Source organism: Tenacibaculum amylolyticum (assembly GCF_964511145.1).
GTDB lineage: Bacteria > Bacteroidota > Bacteroidia > Flavobacteriales > Flavobacteriaceae > Polaribacter > Polaribacter amylolyticum.
The window spans coordinates 107,997-126,656 of sequence record NZ_CAZEFZ010000004.1 but is presented as its reverse complement, the minus strand read 5'-3'; the positions used below and the strand labels follow the sequence as shown (position 1 = coordinate 126,656).

13 protein-coding genes are annotated in these 18,660 nt (G+C 31.5%); 12 read left to right on the top strand and 1 reads right to left on the bottom strand.

Annotated elements, in window-relative coordinates:
• Positions 1-110 precede the first annotated feature (110 nt).
• The 8 genes from ACKTTC_RS02040 to ACKTTC_RS02005 all read left to right on the top strand — a co-directional run bounded on the left by ACKTTC_RS02040 (position 111) and on the right by ACKTTC_RS02005 (position 12,923).
• On the top strand, positions 111-683 hold the full coding sequence (locus ACKTTC_RS02040) for a cob(I)yrinic acid a,c-diamide adenosyltransferase (RefSeq protein WP_408037811.1): 573 nt from the start codon (positions 111-113) through the stop codon (positions 681-683).
• A 99-nt stretch (positions 684-782) separates the two neighbouring features.
• Positions 783-1,004, top strand: coding sequence for a DUF2795 domain-containing protein (locus ACKTTC_RS02035; RefSeq protein ID WP_100924424.1), 222 nt, complete (start codon positions 783-785; stop codon positions 1,002-1,004).
• Positions 1,005-1,119: 115 nt separating this feature from the next.
• Complete coding sequence (gene secA / locus ACKTTC_RS02030) at positions 1,120-4,470, top strand: preprotein translocase subunit SecA (RefSeq protein ID WP_408037809.1); 3,351 nt, start codon at positions 1,120-1,122, stop codon at positions 4,468-4,470.
• A gap of 212 nt (positions 4,471-4,682) precedes the next feature.
• On the top strand, positions 4,683-5,561 hold the full coding sequence (locus ACKTTC_RS02025; RefSeq protein ID WP_408037807.1) for a UDP-2,3-diacylglucosamine diphosphatase: 879 nt from the start codon (positions 4,683-4,685) through the stop codon (positions 5,559-5,561).
• Positions 5,562-5,563: 2 nt separating this feature from the next.
• Complete coding sequence (locus ACKTTC_RS02020) at positions 5,564-6,589, top strand: glycosyltransferase family protein (protein ID WP_408037805.1); 1,026 nt, start codon at positions 5,564-5,566, stop codon at positions 6,587-6,589.
• Positions 6,590-6,988: 399 nt separating this feature from the next.
• Positions 6,989-8,719, top strand: coding sequence for a thiol-activated cytolysin family protein (locus ACKTTC_RS02015; RefSeq protein ID WP_408037803.1), 1,731 nt, complete (start codon positions 6,989-6,991; stop codon positions 8,717-8,719).
• 351 nt (positions 8,720-9,070) lie between these two features.
• Positions 9,071-10,804 carry a thiol-activated cytolysin family protein gene (locus ACKTTC_RS02010; RefSeq protein WP_408037801.1) on the top strand — a complete coding sequence of 578 codons (1,734 nt, stop codon included), beginning with the start codon at positions 9,071-9,073 and terminating at the stop codon, positions 10,802-10,804.
• Between the two features lie 406 nt (positions 10,805-11,210).
• A complete protein-coding gene (locus tag ACKTTC_RS02005) occupies positions 11,211-12,923 on the top strand; it encodes a thiol-activated cytolysin family protein (RefSeq protein WP_408037799.1) in 1,713 nt (570 codons plus the stop codon).
• 77 nt (positions 12,924-13,000) lie between these two features.
• On the opposite strand, the gene ACKTTC_RS02000 is transcribed toward ACKTTC_RS02005, so the two are convergent.
• Entirely contained in the window at positions 13,001-13,666 is a 666-nt protein-coding gene (locus tag ACKTTC_RS02000; protein ID WP_408037797.1) for a uracil-DNA glycosylase, read from the bottom strand.
• Positions 13,667-13,699: 33 nt separating this feature from the next.
• On the opposite strand from ACKTTC_RS02000, the gene ACKTTC_RS01995 reads away from it, so the two are divergent.
• From ACKTTC_RS01995 to ACKTTC_RS01980, 4 genes are all read left to right on the top strand, one after another.
• Positions 13,700-15,907, top strand: coding sequence for an endonuclease MutS2 (locus ACKTTC_RS01995; protein WP_408037795.1), 2,208 nt, complete (start codon positions 13,700-13,702; stop codon positions 15,905-15,907).
• A gap of 125 nt (positions 15,908-16,032) precedes the next feature.
• On the top strand, positions 16,033-16,905 hold the full coding sequence (locus ACKTTC_RS01990) for an alpha/beta fold hydrolase (protein WP_408037793.1): 873 nt from the start codon (positions 16,033-16,035) through the stop codon (positions 16,903-16,905).
• Between the two features lie 5 nt (positions 16,906-16,910).
• Positions 16,911-17,774 carry an alpha/beta hydrolase family protein gene (locus tag ACKTTC_RS01985; RefSeq protein WP_408037791.1) on the top strand — a complete coding sequence of 288 codons (864 nt, stop codon included), beginning with the start codon at positions 16,911-16,913 and terminating at the stop codon, positions 17,772-17,774.
• An 89-nt stretch (positions 17,775-17,863) separates the two neighbouring features.
• Positions 17,864-18,658, top strand: coding sequence for a cation transporter (locus tag ACKTTC_RS01980; protein WP_408037789.1), 795 nt, complete (start codon positions 17,864-17,866; stop codon positions 18,656-18,658).
• Positions 18,659-18,660: the final 2 nt, after the last annotated feature.

The following is an 18,660-nucleotide window of genomic DNA, read 5'->3' as shown; positions in this document are numbered from 1 at the left end:
TAATTAATCTTTTATTCAATCACTTTTTGTTAAAACAAAAAACGCTATTTTTTGGTTTACATTGTAAATAAAGAACGAAATTAGCAATATTAAATACAGACACTAAAAAGATGAAAATATATACTAAAACAGGAGATAAAGGTACTACTGCCCTATTTGGAGGTACTCGTGTTCCTAAATATCATTTACGTATTGAAAGTTATGGTACAGTAGATGAGTTGAATTCCTATATTGGTTTAATTAGAGATCAGCAGATTGATGAGGTCTCTAAAAATGCTTTAATTAAAATTCAAGATGAGTTATTTACACTTGGTGCCATGTTAGCAACACCACCGGAGAAAGAAGTTTTGAAAAATGGGAAGGAACGTTTAAATATTCCTAAAATCAATCAAGAATCTATCGATTTTTTAGAAAACGAAATGGATACCATGAATGAAACGCTTCCGCCAATGACGCATTTTATTTTACCTGGTGGACATCAAACAGTGTCATTCTGTCATATAGCACGCTGCGTATGTAGAAGAACCGAGCGTTTAGCCGTTGCTTTACATGAAGAAGAACCTGTAGATACTAGTATTTTAATGTATTTAAACCGACTTTCTGACTACCTTTTTGTGTTGGCACGAAAGTTGTCCTTGCTTCTTCAAGCGGAAGAGGTAAAATGGATACCAACTAAGCTTTAAAATGAAGTTCTTTTTTTATTGATTTTACATTTTCAAAAAAAAACTTGACTTTTTCAGTTTAAATTTTATTTTTGCAGAAAAACAAAAACAGATTTAGAAATGTATTGGACACTTGAATTAGCATCTTATTTAGCAGATGCGCCATGGCCAGCTACTAAAGACGAATTAATAGATTACGCAATTCGTACAGGAGCACCTTTAGAAGTGGTAGAGAATTTACAGGACATCGAAGATGAGGGTGAGATTTACGATTCTATCATTGAGATTTGGCCAGATTATCCTACCGAAGAAGATTATCTTTGGAACGAAGATGAATATTAAACATAATAATAAAATTTAAGAGTCTCTTTTAGAGGCTTTTTTTTTGCTTATTTTTAGTACCTCAATAATTAATTGACGGGACTTAAACTAAGCGCTAGACTAAAACACACACAAAATGAGCATGTTAAACTCAATTATAAAACTTTTTGTTGGTGATAAACAACAAAAAGATTTAAAACTATTACAACCAATTGTAGATAAAGTAAAATCTTTTGAAGATCAAATAGCTAGTTTAACAAACGATGAACTTAGAGGAAAAACAGTTGAGTTCAAATCTAAAATTTCAGCAGCTACTGCTATTTTTGAAGAACAAATTTCAAAATTAGAAGCTGAGGTTAAAACAGCTGATATTGATCGTCAGGAAGAAATCTATGCACAAATAGATAAATTGAGAGACGATGCTTATGCTGCTTCAGAAAAAGTATTAGAAGATATTATGCCTGAAGCTTTTGCTTTAGTTAAAGAAACTGCTAAAAGATTTGCTACAAATGAAGAGTTAGAGGTAACTGCGACTCCTTTTGATCGCGAATTATCTGGTTCAAGAGAACACATAGTATTACAAGACGATAAAGCTATTTGGGAAAATTCTTGGGATGCTTCTGGTAAAGAAGTCACTTGGGATATGATTCATTATGATGTTCAATTAATTGGTGGATCTGTTTTACACCAAGGTAAGATTGCTGAGATGATGACTGGAGAGGGAAAAACATTAGTGTCTACCCTACCTGTCTATTTAAATGCACTTACTGGTAAAGGAGTACATGTTGTTACAGTAAACGATTACTTAGCAAAACGTGACCGTGCTTGGATGGCTCCTATTTTCGAATTCCACGGATTATCTACAGATTGTATTGATTTCCATCAACCAAATTCAGAAGCTAGAAGAAAAGCCTATAATGCAGATATTACTTATGGAACTAATAATGAATTTGGTTTCGATTACCTAAGGGACAATATGGCTTCTTCTAAGGAAGATTTAGTACAGCGTGCACCTAATTATGCTATTATTGATGAGGTAGATTCTGTATTAATTGATGACGCTCGTACGCCATTAATTATTTCTGGTCCAGTACCACAAGGAGATCGTCATGAATTTAATGAATTAAAGCCTTTAGTTGCTGATTTAGTATCATTACAAAGTAAATACTTAGTTGGTGTTTTAGCAGAAGCTAAAAAGCTTTTAAAAGATGGAAATACAAAAGATGGAGGATTCCTTTTACTACGTGTATATAGAGGACTTCCTAAAAATAAAGCATTAATTAAATTCTTATCTCAAGAAGGAATTAAGCAAGTTCTTCAAAAGACAGAGAATTTCTACATGCAGGATAATAATAAATTAATGCCTGAAGTTGATGCTGACTTATGGTTTACTATCGAAGAAAAAAATAATCAAATCAACTTAACTGATAAAGGAATTGGTCATTTATCTGAAAAAACTCAGAACCAAACATTCTTTGTACTTCCTGACATTAGTATTAAAGTTGCCGAAATAGAAAATGCTGAAGCAACCGCAGAGCAAAAAGCAGAACTAAAAGAAGATTTATATCGTGAATTTAGCGTTAAAAGTGAACGTATTCACACCATGAATCAGCTTTTAAAAGCTTATACTTTGTTTGAAAAAGATGTAGAATATGTTGTTGTTGAAAACAAAGTAATGATTGTAGATGAGCAAACAGGTCGTATTATGGACGGTCGTCGTTACTCAGATGGTTTACACCAAGCAATTGAAGCAAAAGAAAATGTAAAAATTGAAGATGCTACACAAACTTTTGCTACTGTAACCTTACAAAATTATTTCAGAATGTACCGTAAACTTTCAGGTATGACGGGTACTGCTATTACAGAAGCAGGTGAATTCTGGGAAATTTATAAACTAGATGTTGTTGAAATTCCTACGAACAAACCTATTGCTCGTGATGATAGAGAAGATTTATTATACAAAACAACTAGAGAAAAATACAATGCTGTAATTGATGAAATTGTAAAGCTAGTAGGTGAAAATAGACCTGTTTTAGTAGGTACTACTTCTGTAGAGATTTCTGAATTACTTGGACGAATGTTAAAGATGCGTAAGATCTCTCATAATATCTTAAACGCAAAACTTCATAACAAAGAAGCAGATATTGTTGCAGAAGCTGGTATACCAGGTCAAGTAACAATTGCAACCAATATGGCTGGTCGTGGTACCGATATTAAACTTTCAGATGAAGTAAAAGCTGCTGGTGGTTTAGCAATTATTGGAACAGAACGACATGATTCTAGACGTGTAGACCGTCAGTTAAGAGGTCGTGCAGGACGTCAAGGAGATGTTGGTTCTTCTCAATTCTTCGTTGCTTTAGACGATAACTTAATGCGTTTATTTGGATCGGACAGAATTGCAAAAATGATGGACCGATTAGGATTAAAAGAAGGTGAAGTTATTCAAGATAGATTAATTACAAAATCTATTGAAAGAGCGCAAAAGAAAGTAGAAGAAAATAACTTTGGTATTCGTAAGCGTTTATTAGAATATGATGACATAATGAACTCACAACGTGAATTCGTTTATAAGCGTCGTCGTCATGCCTTAGATGGAAAACGATTACAGATTGACGTAGCTAATATGATTTACGATACTTGCGATGCAGTAGTTCGTCAAAACAAATTAACTAAAGATTTCCAAAATTTCGAATTTGAATTAATTCGCTTCTCTTCTATGACTTCTCCTTTCTCAGAAGAAGAATTCAATAGTAAAACAGAGCAAGAATTAATTGAACAATTGTATAAAATTGTTTCAGAAAACTACAAAAAAGATTCTGAAAGACATGCTACTCAAGCGTTCCCAGTAATCAAGAATGTATTTGAAAATGAAGGAGATCGTTACGAAAGAATTGTAGTTCCTTTTACAGATGGTACTAAAACAATTCGTGTAGTTACAAACTTAAAAGAAGCTTACGAAACAGAAGCCAAATCGTTAGTAACAGATTTTGAGAAGAATATTACTTTAGCCATTATAGATGAAAACTGGAAAGATCATTTACGTAAAATGGATGAATTAAAGCAAACTGTTCAAAATGCTACTTATGAGCAAAAAGATCCGCTTTTAATCTATAAGTTCGAAGCTTTTGAATTGTTCCAGTTAACAATTGATAAAATTAATAAAGAAGTACTTTCTTTCTTATTCAAAGGAAAATTACCTACAGAAGACGAATCTCAAATTTCTGAAGCACACGAACAACAAAGAGAGCAATTAGATTTGCGTAAAGACGAAGTTCAAAACTCTACGCAACAAGCCTTCAGTAATGCACGTCAGCAACAAACTCAAGAACAACAAGTTGTAGAAACTGTTGTTCGAGAACAACCAAAAATTGGTCGTAACGAGCGTGTTACAATTAAAAACGTAATGTCTGGCGAAGAGAAAGAAGTAAAATACAAACAAGCTATTCCTTTAATTGAGCAAGGAACTTGGGTATTGTATAACAAATAATATTCAAAAACTTAACATAAAACACAAAAGCTCAGAGATTTACTCTGAGCTTTTTTATTTACAAAAAATTTACAAAGCTTACTTTAACTTCAACTTTCTATAACAATCTATTAATTAAGTTTTTACTATTCAAAAACACATAAATCATAATTTAGTACAAATTAGTTTATATACCCTTTGGTGTAACTAGTAACACCTTATGTACTTCAATAATGAAAAAAAGTAAAAAACGTAAACTCGATATTGCCGTAATATCAGACGTGCACCTAGGAACTTTTGGTTGTAGAGCTGTCGAATTAAACAACTACTTAAAAACCATTAATCCTAAAGTTTTAATTTTAAATGGTGATATTATAGATATTTGGCAATTCAACAAACGTTATTTCCCTAAATCACACATGAAAGTAATTAAGCAATTAATGTCTTTCATTACTTCTGGCACTAAAGTATATTATATTACTGGTAATCATGACGAAATGCTCCGTAAGTTTAAAGGATTTAGGTTAGGAAGCTTTGAAATTGTGAATAAATTAGTAGTAGACATCGATGGAAAAAAAGGCTGGTTTTTTCATGGAGATGTATTCGATGTTACCATGCAACATTCAAAATGGTTAGCCAAATTGGGCGGTGTTGGTTATGACTTTTTAATCATGTTAAACACAGCTGTCAATTGGATTAGCGAAACGCTAGGATACAATAGACTCTCTTTCAGTAAAAAAATAAAAAACAGCGTAAAAAGTGCCGTAAAATTCATTAACAATTTTGAAACAACTGCTGCTGATATTGCTATAGATAATCGCTATGAATATGTTATATGTGGTCATATTCATCAACCAGAGATGAAAATTATTCGAAACGAACAAGGAGAAACAATCTATCTAAACTCTGGTGATTGGATTGAAAATTTGACAGCATTAGAATACAACAATAAACAATGGAAATTGTACGAATATGAAAAAGATGAATTAGCCAAGAAAGTCCCAGAAAATGTCGAAACTTCTGATATGGATTTGACTAAAACTGAAAAAAACAATAGTCAACTCTTTGCTGATTTACTTCAGGAATTCAACATTCAAAAATCCTCTAAATAATTATGAAGATATTATACGCAATTCAAGGAACTGGAAACGGACATGCTAGCAGAGCTTTAGAGATAGTACCTTATTTACAAAAACGTGCTGAAGTAGATATTCTAGTGAGCGGTTATCAATCTGAACTCACTTTTCCTTTCGAAATAAAGTACAAATTATATGGCTTGAGTTTTATTTTTGGAAAAAAAGGTGGAGTTGATATTTGGGAAACGCTTAAAAAAACAAAATTCCGAAACCTCTGGAAAGAAGTCAAAAATTTACCTGTACTCGAATACGATTTAGTTATTAATGATTTTGAACCTGTATCAGCTTGGGCATGCAAACTTCGTAATGCCCCTATTATTTCATTGAGCCATCAAAATGCAGTCGCAGACGAAAATGCTCCTAAATACGGTAAATTTAAAATTGAAAAGTTATTATTGAAATATTACGCACCAGCTAAAAATAAATTTGGATTTCATTTTAAAACCTATTCTTCTGCTACATTTTCACCTATTATACGTAGAGAAATTCGTTATAAAAATAGTACACGAAAAGGGCATTATACTGTATACTTACCTGCATATGGTGATAAAAAATTAATTAAAATCTTATCACAATTCAAAAAAGTGAAATGGGAAGTATTTTCTAAACACACCAGCCAGTTTCAACTACATAATAATATTACTATTCGTCCTATAAATGCAAAAGAATTTATAAAAAGTATTGCTGCTTCTAATGGTGTGTTATGTGGTGCTGGCTTCGAAACTCCTGCTGAAGCGCTTTTCCTACGAAAAAAATTAATGGTAATTCCAATGAAAAATCAATACGAACAACAATGCAACGCATTAGCATTAAAAGAAATGGGAGTACCGGTGCTAAAAAAATTAAATAAGAAACAGCTGCCAAAAATTGAAAAATGGTTAAAATCAGACACAATTATAAAAGTAAATTATCCTGACGTAACAGAAGATATTTTAGATGCTATTACGGTACCATATTATAACAAAACACAACTTCCTTCTATCTTAGAGTACACTGTGAATTAACACTCTCATTTATCATAAACATAAAAAAAAGGTTAAAAAAAGGTAAAAAAACCAAAAAAAACATACTTCATTTATACTTCTTTTATGTTTTTCCTGTAAAAAAACTTTGGCAAACAAAAAACATGTATATATTTGCGCCCCAATAAAAAACATGGTAAAATGTAGTATACTAGTTATCTACAAGCTGTTTTTTAAGAAAAATAAGTAGTACCCCCGGAACGTTATCCCTAAAATAACGGCAACTTTGTATAACAACTAATAAAGCTAGCTACTAAATCGATATACTATTATTGTTTTATTGAGTTACGGTATTTATGTCTTTCCGGAATTCAGAGTTTTCTCTGTAATTATTATTCAACCAACTTATTTTTAATAAATATTTTTTAACCCTTCATATACATGAAAATGAAATATACGAATCGTATAATTTTTATTTCATTGCTAACAATTTTTGCATCTTGTAAAAATGAAGAATTAGTAAGCGATGAAAATTTACAAGCTCTTGAAGTAAAGGAGCAATTTTTAAATGACGACATCCCTGATGGAATCAGTAATTTATCTGTTAAGACAACTAAAGAAGAAAAAGCAGGTAGAGGTTTAGTTGAAGCTAATTGTACAACCCAAGAAGTTAGTTTTGACAAAACAGATTCTGATTTCTTTTTAATCAATCCAAACGGAAGTTTATTATGGCCTGGTAATGTTGTAGGTGCCAGAACTATTCAAGACGGAGCTCCTACTTCTGTTCCTATTTACGGTGACGCTAGAAATGATCTTGAAATTGGTTTAACAGTTATTTCTGGTACGGCTGCCTCTACATCTACTGTAGTAAAAGCTCCAACTCCTGGTACAGTTCGTAATCAATTAAATAGTATTTTAAATAACTATTATAGCTCTGGTGCTTCTTTCCCTGCTTCTTTTGAAGTTTCTATTGAAAGAATTCACAATACAAGCGATTTACAATTTGCTTTAAATGCTGGATATTCTGGTTTTGGTGTTGATGTAGCTGGTCAGTTAGGTTTAAACTTTAACGAACAAAAAACTCGTTTTGCAGTTACTTTAAAGCAACGTTTTTTTACAGCTACTGTAACGCCTAGAGCTGGTTTAATTGGTAGCAATGGGTGGTTTAACAAAAGTGTAGTTCCTAGTGATTTAGAGAATTATGTTACCGATTTTCAAAATGTAACACCAGAAAATGCAAATCCTTCTGCATATATTGAATCTGTTACTTATGGTAGATTATTTACTTTAATTTATGAATCTACAGAAAGCGCAAGAAATGTTGAAGCTGCTTTACAATTTGCTTACAAAGGTGGTATTGGTAATATTACTGCTGATGTTGAATCTCAGTATAAGGAAACTTTAAATACTGCTTCTGTTAAAGTAAAGCAAATTGGTGGAAATGCACAAACTGGAATTACAGCTGGTTTACAAGCTATTGCTGGTAATTTAACTGGTATCAATGCATTTTTAGAAAAAGGTGCTAATGTATCTGCTACAAATCCTGGATACCCAATTTCATACAAAGTAAATTACGTATCTAATAACAGACCTTTTAAAGTAACAAGTAATGTTTCTTATACACAAAGAAACTGTGAGTTAGTTTCAAGAAGAACTGTAAGATTTAATCCTTTATATGTTATTACTAACTATTGGGGATATGATCATGGTACTTCTGGTTTAGAGTTATTTGGAGATTTTAAAGTACAAAAGTATAACAAACGCACTAAAACTTGGTATAATGTAGACGATCCTATTTATTGGGGATTCGGTAGAGAACATTCTGTAAGAGACTTCTATCGTTTTGACACTACAAATAGAATATGGAATTACAGTAAGTTTATTGATTTTGAAATTGATGAAGTTAATGGAGAGCGTTTCAGAATTGTTTCTGTTGCAGGTGAAGCTGATGACAAATGGGTAGTACAGCCAAACGGAGGAACTGCTGTTATTAATTTTGAGTACAATGCAAATGAAAAGAAATGGATCGGTCACGATAGTCGTAGCAAAAAAATTACAATTCCAGATTCTAACGTACAAAGTAGATTTGAATTTTTAAATTCTATTGATGGATATTATGGTGGTGAATATGATAGAATTTCATTACTATTTAATATGTATTTCTTAAACTAAATTAAGTAGTTTTTCAAAAAACATCCCTTTCTCTTAAGCTGAAAAAATATCATTTTATTTAGCATTATTTGAGGAAGATATACACTTACACTTTGAAAACTAAGTTGTAACATACTAGTTTTTTTACAACTTAGTTTTCTCTATTAAAAATAAGGAAAACCCCGAATATGATTTATAAAATAATACCTAAGAGCTATTACTGTAATTAATAAAGCTAGCTACTAATAATCGATTCTATTGTTACACAAACAATAGCGCTCTCTTATTTCACTTTTAGCATACATTTTGAAACAATTTGTATGTAGCGGTTCAACCTTGTTTTAATTTTTATTAACCCTTCAAATTATAACAATGAAATATACAAAGCGTATACTTTTCGCATCGTTATTAACTGTACTTGCTTCATGTAAAAATGAAGAATTAGTTAGTAATGACAACTTACAAGCTCTAAATGTTAAAGAGCAATTTTTAAATGATGATATCCCCGACGGAATCAGTAATTTATTTGTCAACAAAATAAAAGACGAAACAGCTGGTAAAGGTTTGGTTGAAGCCAACTGTACAACTGAAGAAGTAAGTTTCGATAAAACCGATTCTGATTTCTTTTTAATCAACCCTAATGGAAGCTTACTTTGGCCTGGAAATGTTGTAGGTGCTAGAACTATTCAAGACGGTGCTCCTACTTCTGTACCTATTTATGGTGACGCTAGAAATGATCTTGAAATTGGTTTAACAGTTATTTCTGGTACTGCAGCTTCTACATCTACAGTAGTTAAATCCCCTACTCCTGGTACAGTTCGTAACCAATTAAATAGTATTTTAAATAACTATTATAATTCTGGGGCTTCTTTCCCTGCTTCTTTTGAAGTTTCTATTCAAAGAATTCATAATACTAGCGATTTACAGTTTGCTCTAAATGCTGGTTATTCTGGTTTTGGTGTTGATGTAGCTGGTCAGTTAGGCTTAAACTTTAGTCAGCAAAAAACACGCTATGCTGTTACTTTAAAACAACGTTTTTTTACTGCTACTGTAACACCTAAAGCTGGTTTAATTGGTAATAACGGTTGGTTTAACAATAGTGTAGTACCTAGCGACTTAGAAAACTATGTTACCGATTATCAAAATGTAACACCAGAAAATGCCAATCCTTCTGCATATATTGAATCTGTTACTTATGGTAGATTATTTACTTTAATTTACGAATCTTCAGAAAGTGCTAGAAATGTGGAAGCTGCCTTACAATTTGCTTATAAAGGAGGTATAGGTAGTATTACTGCCGATGCTGAATCTAAATATAAAGAAACTTTAAATACGGCCTCTGTTAGAGTAAAACAAATTGGTGGAAATGCACAAACTGGAATTACTGCTGGTTTACAAGCTATAGCAGGTAACTTAGATGGTGTAAAATCTTTCTTAGAAAAAGGAGCAAATGTATCTGCAACTAACCCTGGATACCCAATTTCATATAAAGTAAATTATATCTCTAATAACAGGCCTTTTAAAGTAACAAGTAATGTTTCTTATACACAAAGAAACTGTGATTTAATCTCTAGAAGAACTATCAGATTTAATCCAGATGCTGTACAATTAAATTATTATGTGTACGATCATGGTACTTCTGGTTTAGAAATTGGAGGTTGGTTTAAAGTTCAAAAGCATAATAAAGATCTTAACGAATGGTATGATATTCATTCTATGGACTGGGGTTATGGTTTTGAACATGTTTCTTTAGATTTCTACAAATACAGTCAGTGGTATCCTATTAGAAACCAAAGTGCTTTTATTGATTTTGAAGTAGATGAAATCAATGGTGAAAGATTTAGAATCGTTTCAATATTTAGAGAATGTGACTCACAATGTACTGTTTTACCTGGTCAAGACGGAACAGCTGTAAATTCATATGAATATAATAGTGAAAGAAAAGCATGGATCGGAAGCGGTAGATCATCAACTGTAAACGACAAACCAATCAATACAGATCGTCGTCCATATAGTGAATTTTGGAATGCAGCTAACGATGGTTATAGTCATAATAACTATACTAGTCCAGTAACTATTTGGTATCGATTATATCTATTAGATTAAGATTTTAATATCGTATCAATTATTTTTTAATTAATTTTTTGAGTAAAAAATAAAGAGGCTTCTAATTTAACAGAAGAAAAGCAGCATTTAATTGAAAAAAGCAGTTATCTATATCTGTGTTTAAGGAACATCTATATATTTGCTCACAAGCGAAGATTAAGTTAAAGTATACTAGTTATTTGATACTTAATCTTCACCTTTTAAAATAAGGAATACCCCGAAAATAATTTGTAAAATAATACCAAAGCTATTACTGTAACTAATAAAGCTAGCTACTAATAATCGATTCTATTGTTACACTAACAATAGCACTGTCTTATTTCACTTTTAAGCATACAAGATTTTTAAATTTGTATGTAGCGGTTCAACCTTGTTTTAATTTTTATTAACCCTTCAAATTACAACAATGAAATATACAAAGCGTATACTTTTCGCATCGTTATTAACTGTGCTTGCTTCATGTAAAAATGAAGAATTAGTTAGTAATGACAATTTACAAGCTCTAGAAACAAAAGAGCAATTCTTAAACGAAGACATTCCAGATGGAATTAGTAATTTAACTATTAATGAAGTAAAAGATGAAACTACTGGTAGAGCTTTAGTTGAAGCTAATTGTACTACCCAAGAGGTAAGTTTTGATAAAACTGATTCGGATTTCTTTTTAATTAACCCTAATGGAAGTTTATTATGGCCTGGTAATGTTGTTGGAGCAAGAACAATTCAAGAAGGTGCTCCTGCTTCTGTGCCAATTTATGGTGAATCTAGAAATGATCTAGAAATTGGTTTAACGGTTATTTCTGGTACAGCAGCTTCTACATCTACTGTAGTTAAGTCACCTACTCCTGGTACAGTTCGCAATCAATTAAATAGTATTTTAAATAACTACTATAATTCTGGAGCTTCTTTTCCTGCTTCTTTTGAAGTTTCTATTGAAAGAATTCATAATGCAAGTGACTTGCAGTTTGCCTTAAATGCTGGTTATTCTGGTTATGGTGTAGATGTAGCTGGACAATTAGGTTTAAATTTCAGCGAACAAAAAACACGTTATGCTGTTACTTTAAAACAACGTTTCTTTACCGCTACTGTAACACCTAAAGCTGGTTTAATTGGTAGTAACGGATGGTTTAACAATAGTGTAACTCCTGGTGATTTAGAAAACTATGTAACCGATTATCAAAATGTTGAGCCTGTAAATGCAAATCCTTCGGCTTATATTGAGTCTGTTACTTATGGTAGATTGTTTACTTTAATTTATGAATCTTCAGAAAGTGCTAAGGATGTATCGGCAGCATTACAATTTGCTTATAAAGGAGCTAGTGGAAACATTAATGCCGACGTATCAGCTAAATATAATGAAACATTAAGTACAGCTTCTGTCAAAGTGAAACAAATTGGAGGAAATGCTCAAACCGGAATTACTGCTGGTTTACAAGCTATTTCTGGTAATTTAAACGGTATTAACGATTTCCTTCAAAGAGGAGCAAATGTGTCTGCTACAAACCCTGGTTACCCTATTTCATATAAGGTAAACTATATCTCTAATAACAGACCATTTAAAGTAACAAGTAATGTTTCTTATACGCAAAGAAACTGTGATTTAGTTTCTAGAAGAACTGTAAGATTTAATCCCAATTATCTTTATGTAAGACCTGGTGCTTCAGACCATAATACTTCTGGATTAGAAATCCAAGGATGGATTCAAGTGCAAAAATATGATAAGAATTTAAAACAATGGTATGATATAGTTACTCCAGAATGGTGGGGCTACGGTGTTGATCATACACAAAGAGATTTTTATAAATCTGGTGGTAGTTATACCATTTTACATGGAAGTTATTTTGTTGACTTTGAATTAGATCAAGTTAATGGTGAACGATTTAGAGTAAAATCAACAGCAAGAGAATGCGATTCTTCATGTACAATATTACCGAATGGTGGAGTTTCTTACATCTATTACGAATATAATGCATCTACAAATACATGGACAGGTGTTGGTGGTAGACCAGATGCAAGTAATACGATATTAGACAATTTCCATCCAGATCCATTACATGTTTTTGTAAACCGTGTTGATGGTGCTGAATTGAACCTTCTATATTATATCTATTTCTTGAATTAAGAGATGTTATTAATATGTATTCTAAGCAAAAGTGGTCGGATTAAGTTCCGATCACTTTTTACTTTTTAGTTTATTTACTACCATACAATCTCTTCAGCTCCCTTTTCTCTTAAATACGTGTTTGTTAAAGAAAAATGTTTATTCCCAAACCAATAGCCACGATTTGCACTTAATGGTGAAGGATGTCCAGAAGTCAATACATGATGTTTTTGCTTATCTATCTTTGCTCCTTTTTTCTTTGCGTAGCCTCCCCAAAGTAGAAATACAACATTTTCTTTACTATTAGAAATTGCGCTAATTACAGCATCTGTAAACTGCTCCCATCCTTTATTTTGATGACTTCCAGCTTGATGTGCTCTAACCGTTAGCGTTGCATTTAATAATAGTACACCTTGTTTAGCCCAACGAGATAAATCTCCAGAAGTAGGATATGCTGTACCAATATCAGTTTCTATTTCTTTAAAAATATTAATCAAAGAAGGAGGATGCGCAATACCATCGTGTACAGAAAAACAAAGCCCATTTGCCTGACCTACTCCATGATATGGATCTTGACCTATAACTACCACTTTTACATCATCGAAAGCACAAAAATCAAATGCAGCAAAAATATCTTTTCCATTTGGGTAACACGTATGTTGTGTATATTCCTGCTTTACAAAATTTGCTAAATCAGAAAAATAGGCTTTGTCAAACTCTGGTTGTAAAATATGTTTCCAGCTTTCCGCGATATTTACTTGCATTCTTTTATTTTTGTGAATCTCAAAAATAGGAATTTGAAAAAAAATATTTCAGAAAAAACGCTACAAGATTTAGAATTCACCAAAGTTTTAGAACAGGTTGGAGATTTTTGTATTTCAGAGCTAGGTAAAGAAAGTGTATTCAAAATTTTACCTTTTCAGAATACTCAAAAATTATTTTTTGAGTTGAATTTGGTAAGCGAATATTTAGCTTCTTTTGAAAATGAAAATAGAATTCCAAATCACGGATTCGATAATATAAATGCATCTATTAAGAGACTTAATATAGAGAATAGCTATTTAGAGCCTGAAGCTTTTTTAAAAATAGCTACAACTTCTGAAACTGTAAATGAATTAAAGAAGTTTTTAAAAAAGTTTGCAGACTACTACCCTACTCTTTTTGAATTAAGCGAAACTATTGAATACACAACGATTGTTGTAAATGCTATTCAAAAAATAATTACTTCTTATGGAGAAGTTGCAGATAACGCCTCTCCTACTCTAAAACAAATTCGTAGATCTATAAATAATATAAGAGGTAAAATTTCTGAGAGTTTTTCTAGAGCATTAAGTAGTAATATTGCCAGTGGTTACTTAGATGACATTAAAGAAACTATTATAGATAACCAACGTGTATTAGCAGTATTAGCAATGCACCGTAGAAAAGTAAAAGGAAGTTTATTAGGTTCTTCTAAATCAGGTAATATTGTATACATTGCTCCGCAAACAACTTTAGCTTACAGTAGAGAATTACAAAACCTCATCTATGAAGAAAAGCAAGAAGTAATTAAAGTATTACGTAGTTTAGCCGAAGAGATTCGTCCATATACACCTTTATTAGAGCAATATGTTCACTTCTTGATACATTTAGATACTATTGCTGCAAAAGCAAAATATGCTAGAGAAATCAATGCTTTATTACCTAATATAACTACTCGTAAGAAAATATATTATAGAGATGCTTTCCACCCTATTCTATGGCGAAAAAATAAAGAACAAGGAATACATACTATTTCTCAAACCATAGAACTTAATGAAAAACAGCAAATTATTGTTATTTCTGGACCTAATGCTGGTGGAAAAAGTATTACTCTAAAAACCATAGGTTTACTTCAAGTAATGTTACAAAGTGGACTACTAATTCCTGTGCATGAAAGAAGTGAAACCTCTATTTTCGATACCATTCTTACAGATATTGGTGATAATCAGTCTATAGAAAATCAATTGAGTACATATAGTTATCGCTTAAAAAACATGCGATATTTTTTACGAAAGTGTAATAACAATACGCTTTTCTTAATTGATGAATTTGGAACAGGTTCTGATCCTGAATTAGGTGGTGCTTTGGCTGAGATATTTCTTGAAGAATTTTATCAGAAGAAATCCTTTGGAATTATAACTACTCATTACGCCAACTTAAAAGTGTTAGCTAATGAATTAGATAATGTTACCAATGCTAACATGCAATTTAATGAGCGAACATTAGAACCAATGTATAAGCTATTTGTTGGACAAGCTGGTAGTTCTTTTACATTTGAAGTAGCTCAGAAAAATGGTATTCCTTACAGCTTAATTAACAGAGCCAAAAAGCGTGTAGAAAGTGAGAAAGTACGTTTAGATAGAACTATTTCTAAATTACAAAAAGAACGTAACAGGTTACAAAAGACTTCTGATAACTTAGAAAAGCAGCAGTCTAAAGGACAGGAACATATTGAAAGTTTACAAGAAAAAGAACTCAAAATCAGAGAAAAACTGGAAGGCTTTCAAGAATTATATGATAATAACCAACGCATGTTGGGCTTAGGAAGAAAGTTAAATGAACTCTTAAATAAATACTTTCAAACCAATAATAAAAAAGAACTCTCTGCTAATTTCTTTAAATGGGTAGCTGCGGAGAAAACCAAACATACCAAAAAAAATCCGCCTAAAAAGCAAACTAAGACAGAAAAAGCTAAAGAAAAAGAGATTGCTGCTAAACAAAAAGAAGCGATTCAGAAAGTTGAAAAAGAAGTCTTAAAAAAGGTGGTAAAAGTAAGAGCGGAAAAGAAAGAAGAAGCTAAGAAAATAGCTAAAGAAAAAGCCGCTTATGTTTTTAAAGTTGGCGATCGTGTTCGTTTGGAAGATGGAAATGCTGTAGGAACAATTGATAAAATTGAAAAGAAAAATGCCTTTATAAATTATGGAATGTTTACCACTAAAACTTCTATAGAAAAGATTGAATTAGTAGAAAAGAAGAAAAGCTAAATACATAAAATAGTACAATATTTAAAAATAGAAAGCCCTATTACCTTTACTGGTATAGGGTTTTTCCTTTTATATTAAATAAGTTTTCATATATTAGTACTTATATACTAAAAAATATATTTTAAATGCACATAACAGGGAGTTTTGTAGACAATATCCGATGCGGTTTTAAAAAGAATCATCATAAATGGGAACCGAATTTTCAATTAATTCAAACAGATTTTGGAGTCGTTAGAGTTTTTGATACAAAAGAGAATAAACCTGTTATTATTAATGTTCCTGATGGGCCTAATGTTATAGAGCATCAATTAGATTTAATTACTTCATTATCTAAAAACTTTAGAATCGTTTGTTTTGAATTTCCTGGGCTAGGCTTTTCCTATCCTAATGCTAAGTTTGATTATTCTTTTGATATAGCTTCTAAATTAATTATCAATATTTTAGATGTTTTAAAAATAGATCGGGCGGCATTGGCTTTTTCATGTTCTAATGGTTTTTATGCTATAAAAGCTGCGCAAGAGTTTCCTGATAGAATTCATAGACTGTTTTTATCTCAAACACCATCTACACATGCCATGGAAGAATGGACTAAACATTCTATACCTGGTCCTCTAAAAGTACCTATTGTAGGGCAACTCATCAATGCTGTTTCTGAGAAGAAATTTGCAAAAATTTGGTATCATTATGCGCTTCCAAAAAATACTGATGGCACACTATATCAAGACACAGCTATTAAAACACTTAAAAGTGGAGGCTGTTTCTGTCTTTCTAGTTTGGTACAAGGGCTTCAAAGAGAAATAACACAAACATTAGCGTTAGAAAATATTCCAACTACTCTTATTTGGGGTGGTAAAGATTTTACCCATAGAAATACCGATAAAAACTCTATTTTAGAACATATTCCTAATTGTGAAATTATTGAATTTGCTGATTGTGGTCATTTTCCAGAATTAGAGCAAACTGAAAAATATGTAAAACTTCTTAACGAACGATTTTAATTCAAATGAAAATTAGTATTGAAAATATTAAGATTCCTGCAAGAGATGGCTATATGTTATCTGGAAAATTGTTTCAACCTAATGGAATTAGTAAAGGGCTTGTTCAAATTCATGGAGGAACTGGTATTCCTCAAAAGCTATATTCCAATTTTGCTACTTACATTGCTAAAAATGATTTTACCGCTCTTACTTTCGATTATAGAGGCATTGCAGCATCTGCTCCTAGAAAATTAAAAGGTTTTGAAGCTACAGTTAGTGATTGGGCACAATTAGATATGTCTGGAGTTTTGGACTGGACAAAAGAGCATTTTCCTAATCAAAAGAAGATAATTGCTGCACATAGCATTGGCGGGCAAATGATTGGTTTAATGGATAATTATAAAGACATCGATCAATTATTCCTTATTACCTCATCTACCGGATATTGGAAGGATATGAGCAATCCACATAAATGGTTTCTTGCATTTTTTTGGTACTTTCTAATTCCTATTCATATAAAACTATTTGGTTATGCAAACGCTATGAAAATTAGACAAGGAGAAAATTTGCCTAAAGGAGTTATTCTCCAATTAAAGAAATGGTGTACACATCCAAGCTATTTTGAACTTGATTTTGATAAAGACCTTAGTCCAAATTTCTATGATAAAATACGTATTCCTATAAAAGCAATACAAGTACAAGACGATCCTTTAGCTAATCATATTACCAGTAATAAATTCTTAAAGTATTTTAGTAATACTACAGTTGAAGTTGAAAAAATATGCCCAAAAGATTACGGAAATACTAAGATTGGACATACTGGTTTCTTCTCTAGAAAGTTTGAACATAATCTATGGAAGAAATTTGTTAAAGAATTAAAAACATCTTAAAACAAGTAACTTACAAATAAAAAAACAGTAACACAGTCCAGATTTTCAAGAATAAAACTATATTTAGATAGTAAGAAAACAGACTGCAAATGGAAAAAACAATATTTGAAATTACAAAAATGGATTGCCCTTCAGAAGAAAACTTAATCCGTATGAAATTAGATAGTATTTCGAATATAAAACACCTAGATTTTGACATACCAAACAGAAAACTTACTGTTTTTCATGATGAAGGTATTTCATCTATAGAAAAATCTATTCTAGAACTAAATTTAGGTGGTCGAAAATTGCAAACAGAAAAAACAGCCCAAACTGATTTTAAAGAAAATAAGAACCAGAGAAAACTATTATGGACGGTTCTTTTCATCAACTTTGCTTTTTTTCTTATTGAAATTTCTACAGGATTACTATCTGCTTCTCTTGGTTTAATTGCTGATAGTTTAGATATGCTTGCCGATTCTTTTGTATATGGAATTAGTCTTTTTGCTGTAGGTGGCACCTTAGCTAGAAAAAAAAGAATCGCAAGACTTGCAGGGTATTTTCAAATAATTTTAGCCGTCATAGGTTTTGTAGAAGTATTAAGAAGGTTTTTTAATGTATCACAACTTCCTAATTTTTCTACAATGATTGTCGTTTCTATATTCGCTTTAATAGCAAATGGAATCTGTTTATATCTACTGCAAAAATCGAAAAGTAAAGAAGAAGCTCATATGAAAGCTAGTATGATTTTTACTTCAAATGATGTTATTATTAATCTAGGAGTAATTATAGCAGGTGTATTGGTAAACTGGCTACATTCAAATAAACCCGATTTAATTATCGGAACAATTGTTTTTGTTTTAGTAATTCAAGGAGCCTTTAGAATTTTAAAAATTGGGAAATAAAG

Excerpts from the sequence above, each read along its gene's own strand:
- ACKTTC_RS02040 (WP_408037811.1), top strand. The coding sequence starts at position 111 with ATGAAAATATATACTAAAACAGGAGATAAAGGTACTACTGCCCTATTT.
- ACKTTC_RS02035 (WP_100924424.1), top strand. The coding sequence starts at position 783 with ATGTATTGGACACTTGAATTAGCATCTTATTTAGCAGATGCGCCATGG.
- secA (WP_408037809.1), top strand. The coding sequence starts at position 1,120 with ATGAGCATGTTAAACTCAATTATAAAACTTTTTGTTGGTGATAAACAA.
- ACKTTC_RS02025 (WP_408037807.1), top strand. The coding sequence starts at position 4,683 with ATGAAAAAAAGTAAAAAACGTAAACTCGATATTGCCGTAATATCAGAC.
- ACKTTC_RS02020 (WP_408037805.1), top strand. The coding sequence starts at position 5,564 with ATGAAGATATTATACGCAATTCAAGGAACTGGAAACGGACATGCTAGC.
- ACKTTC_RS02015 (WP_408037803.1), top strand. The coding sequence starts at position 6,989 with ATGAAAATGAAATATACGAATCGTATAATTTTTATTTCATTGCTAACA.
- ACKTTC_RS02010 (WP_408037801.1), top strand. The coding sequence starts at position 9,071 with ATGAAATATACAAAGCGTATACTTTTCGCATCGTTATTAACTGTACTT.
- ACKTTC_RS02005 (WP_408037799.1), top strand. The coding sequence starts at position 11,211 with ATGAAATATACAAAGCGTATACTTTTCGCATCGTTATTAACTGTGCTT.
- ACKTTC_RS02000 (WP_408037797.1), bottom strand. The coding sequence starts at position 13,666 with ATGCAAGTAAATATCGCGGAAAGCTGGAAACATATTTTACAACCAGAG.
- ACKTTC_RS01990 (WP_408037793.1), top strand. The coding sequence starts at position 16,033 with ATGCACATAACAGGGAGTTTTGTAGACAATATCCGATGCGGTTTTAAA.
- ACKTTC_RS01985 (WP_408037791.1), top strand. The coding sequence starts at position 16,911 with ATGAAAATTAGTATTGAAAATATTAAGATTCCTGCAAGAGATGGCTAT.
- ACKTTC_RS01980 (WP_408037789.1), top strand. The coding sequence starts at position 17,864 with ATGGAAAAAACAATATTTGAAATTACAAAAATGGATTGCCCTTCAGAA.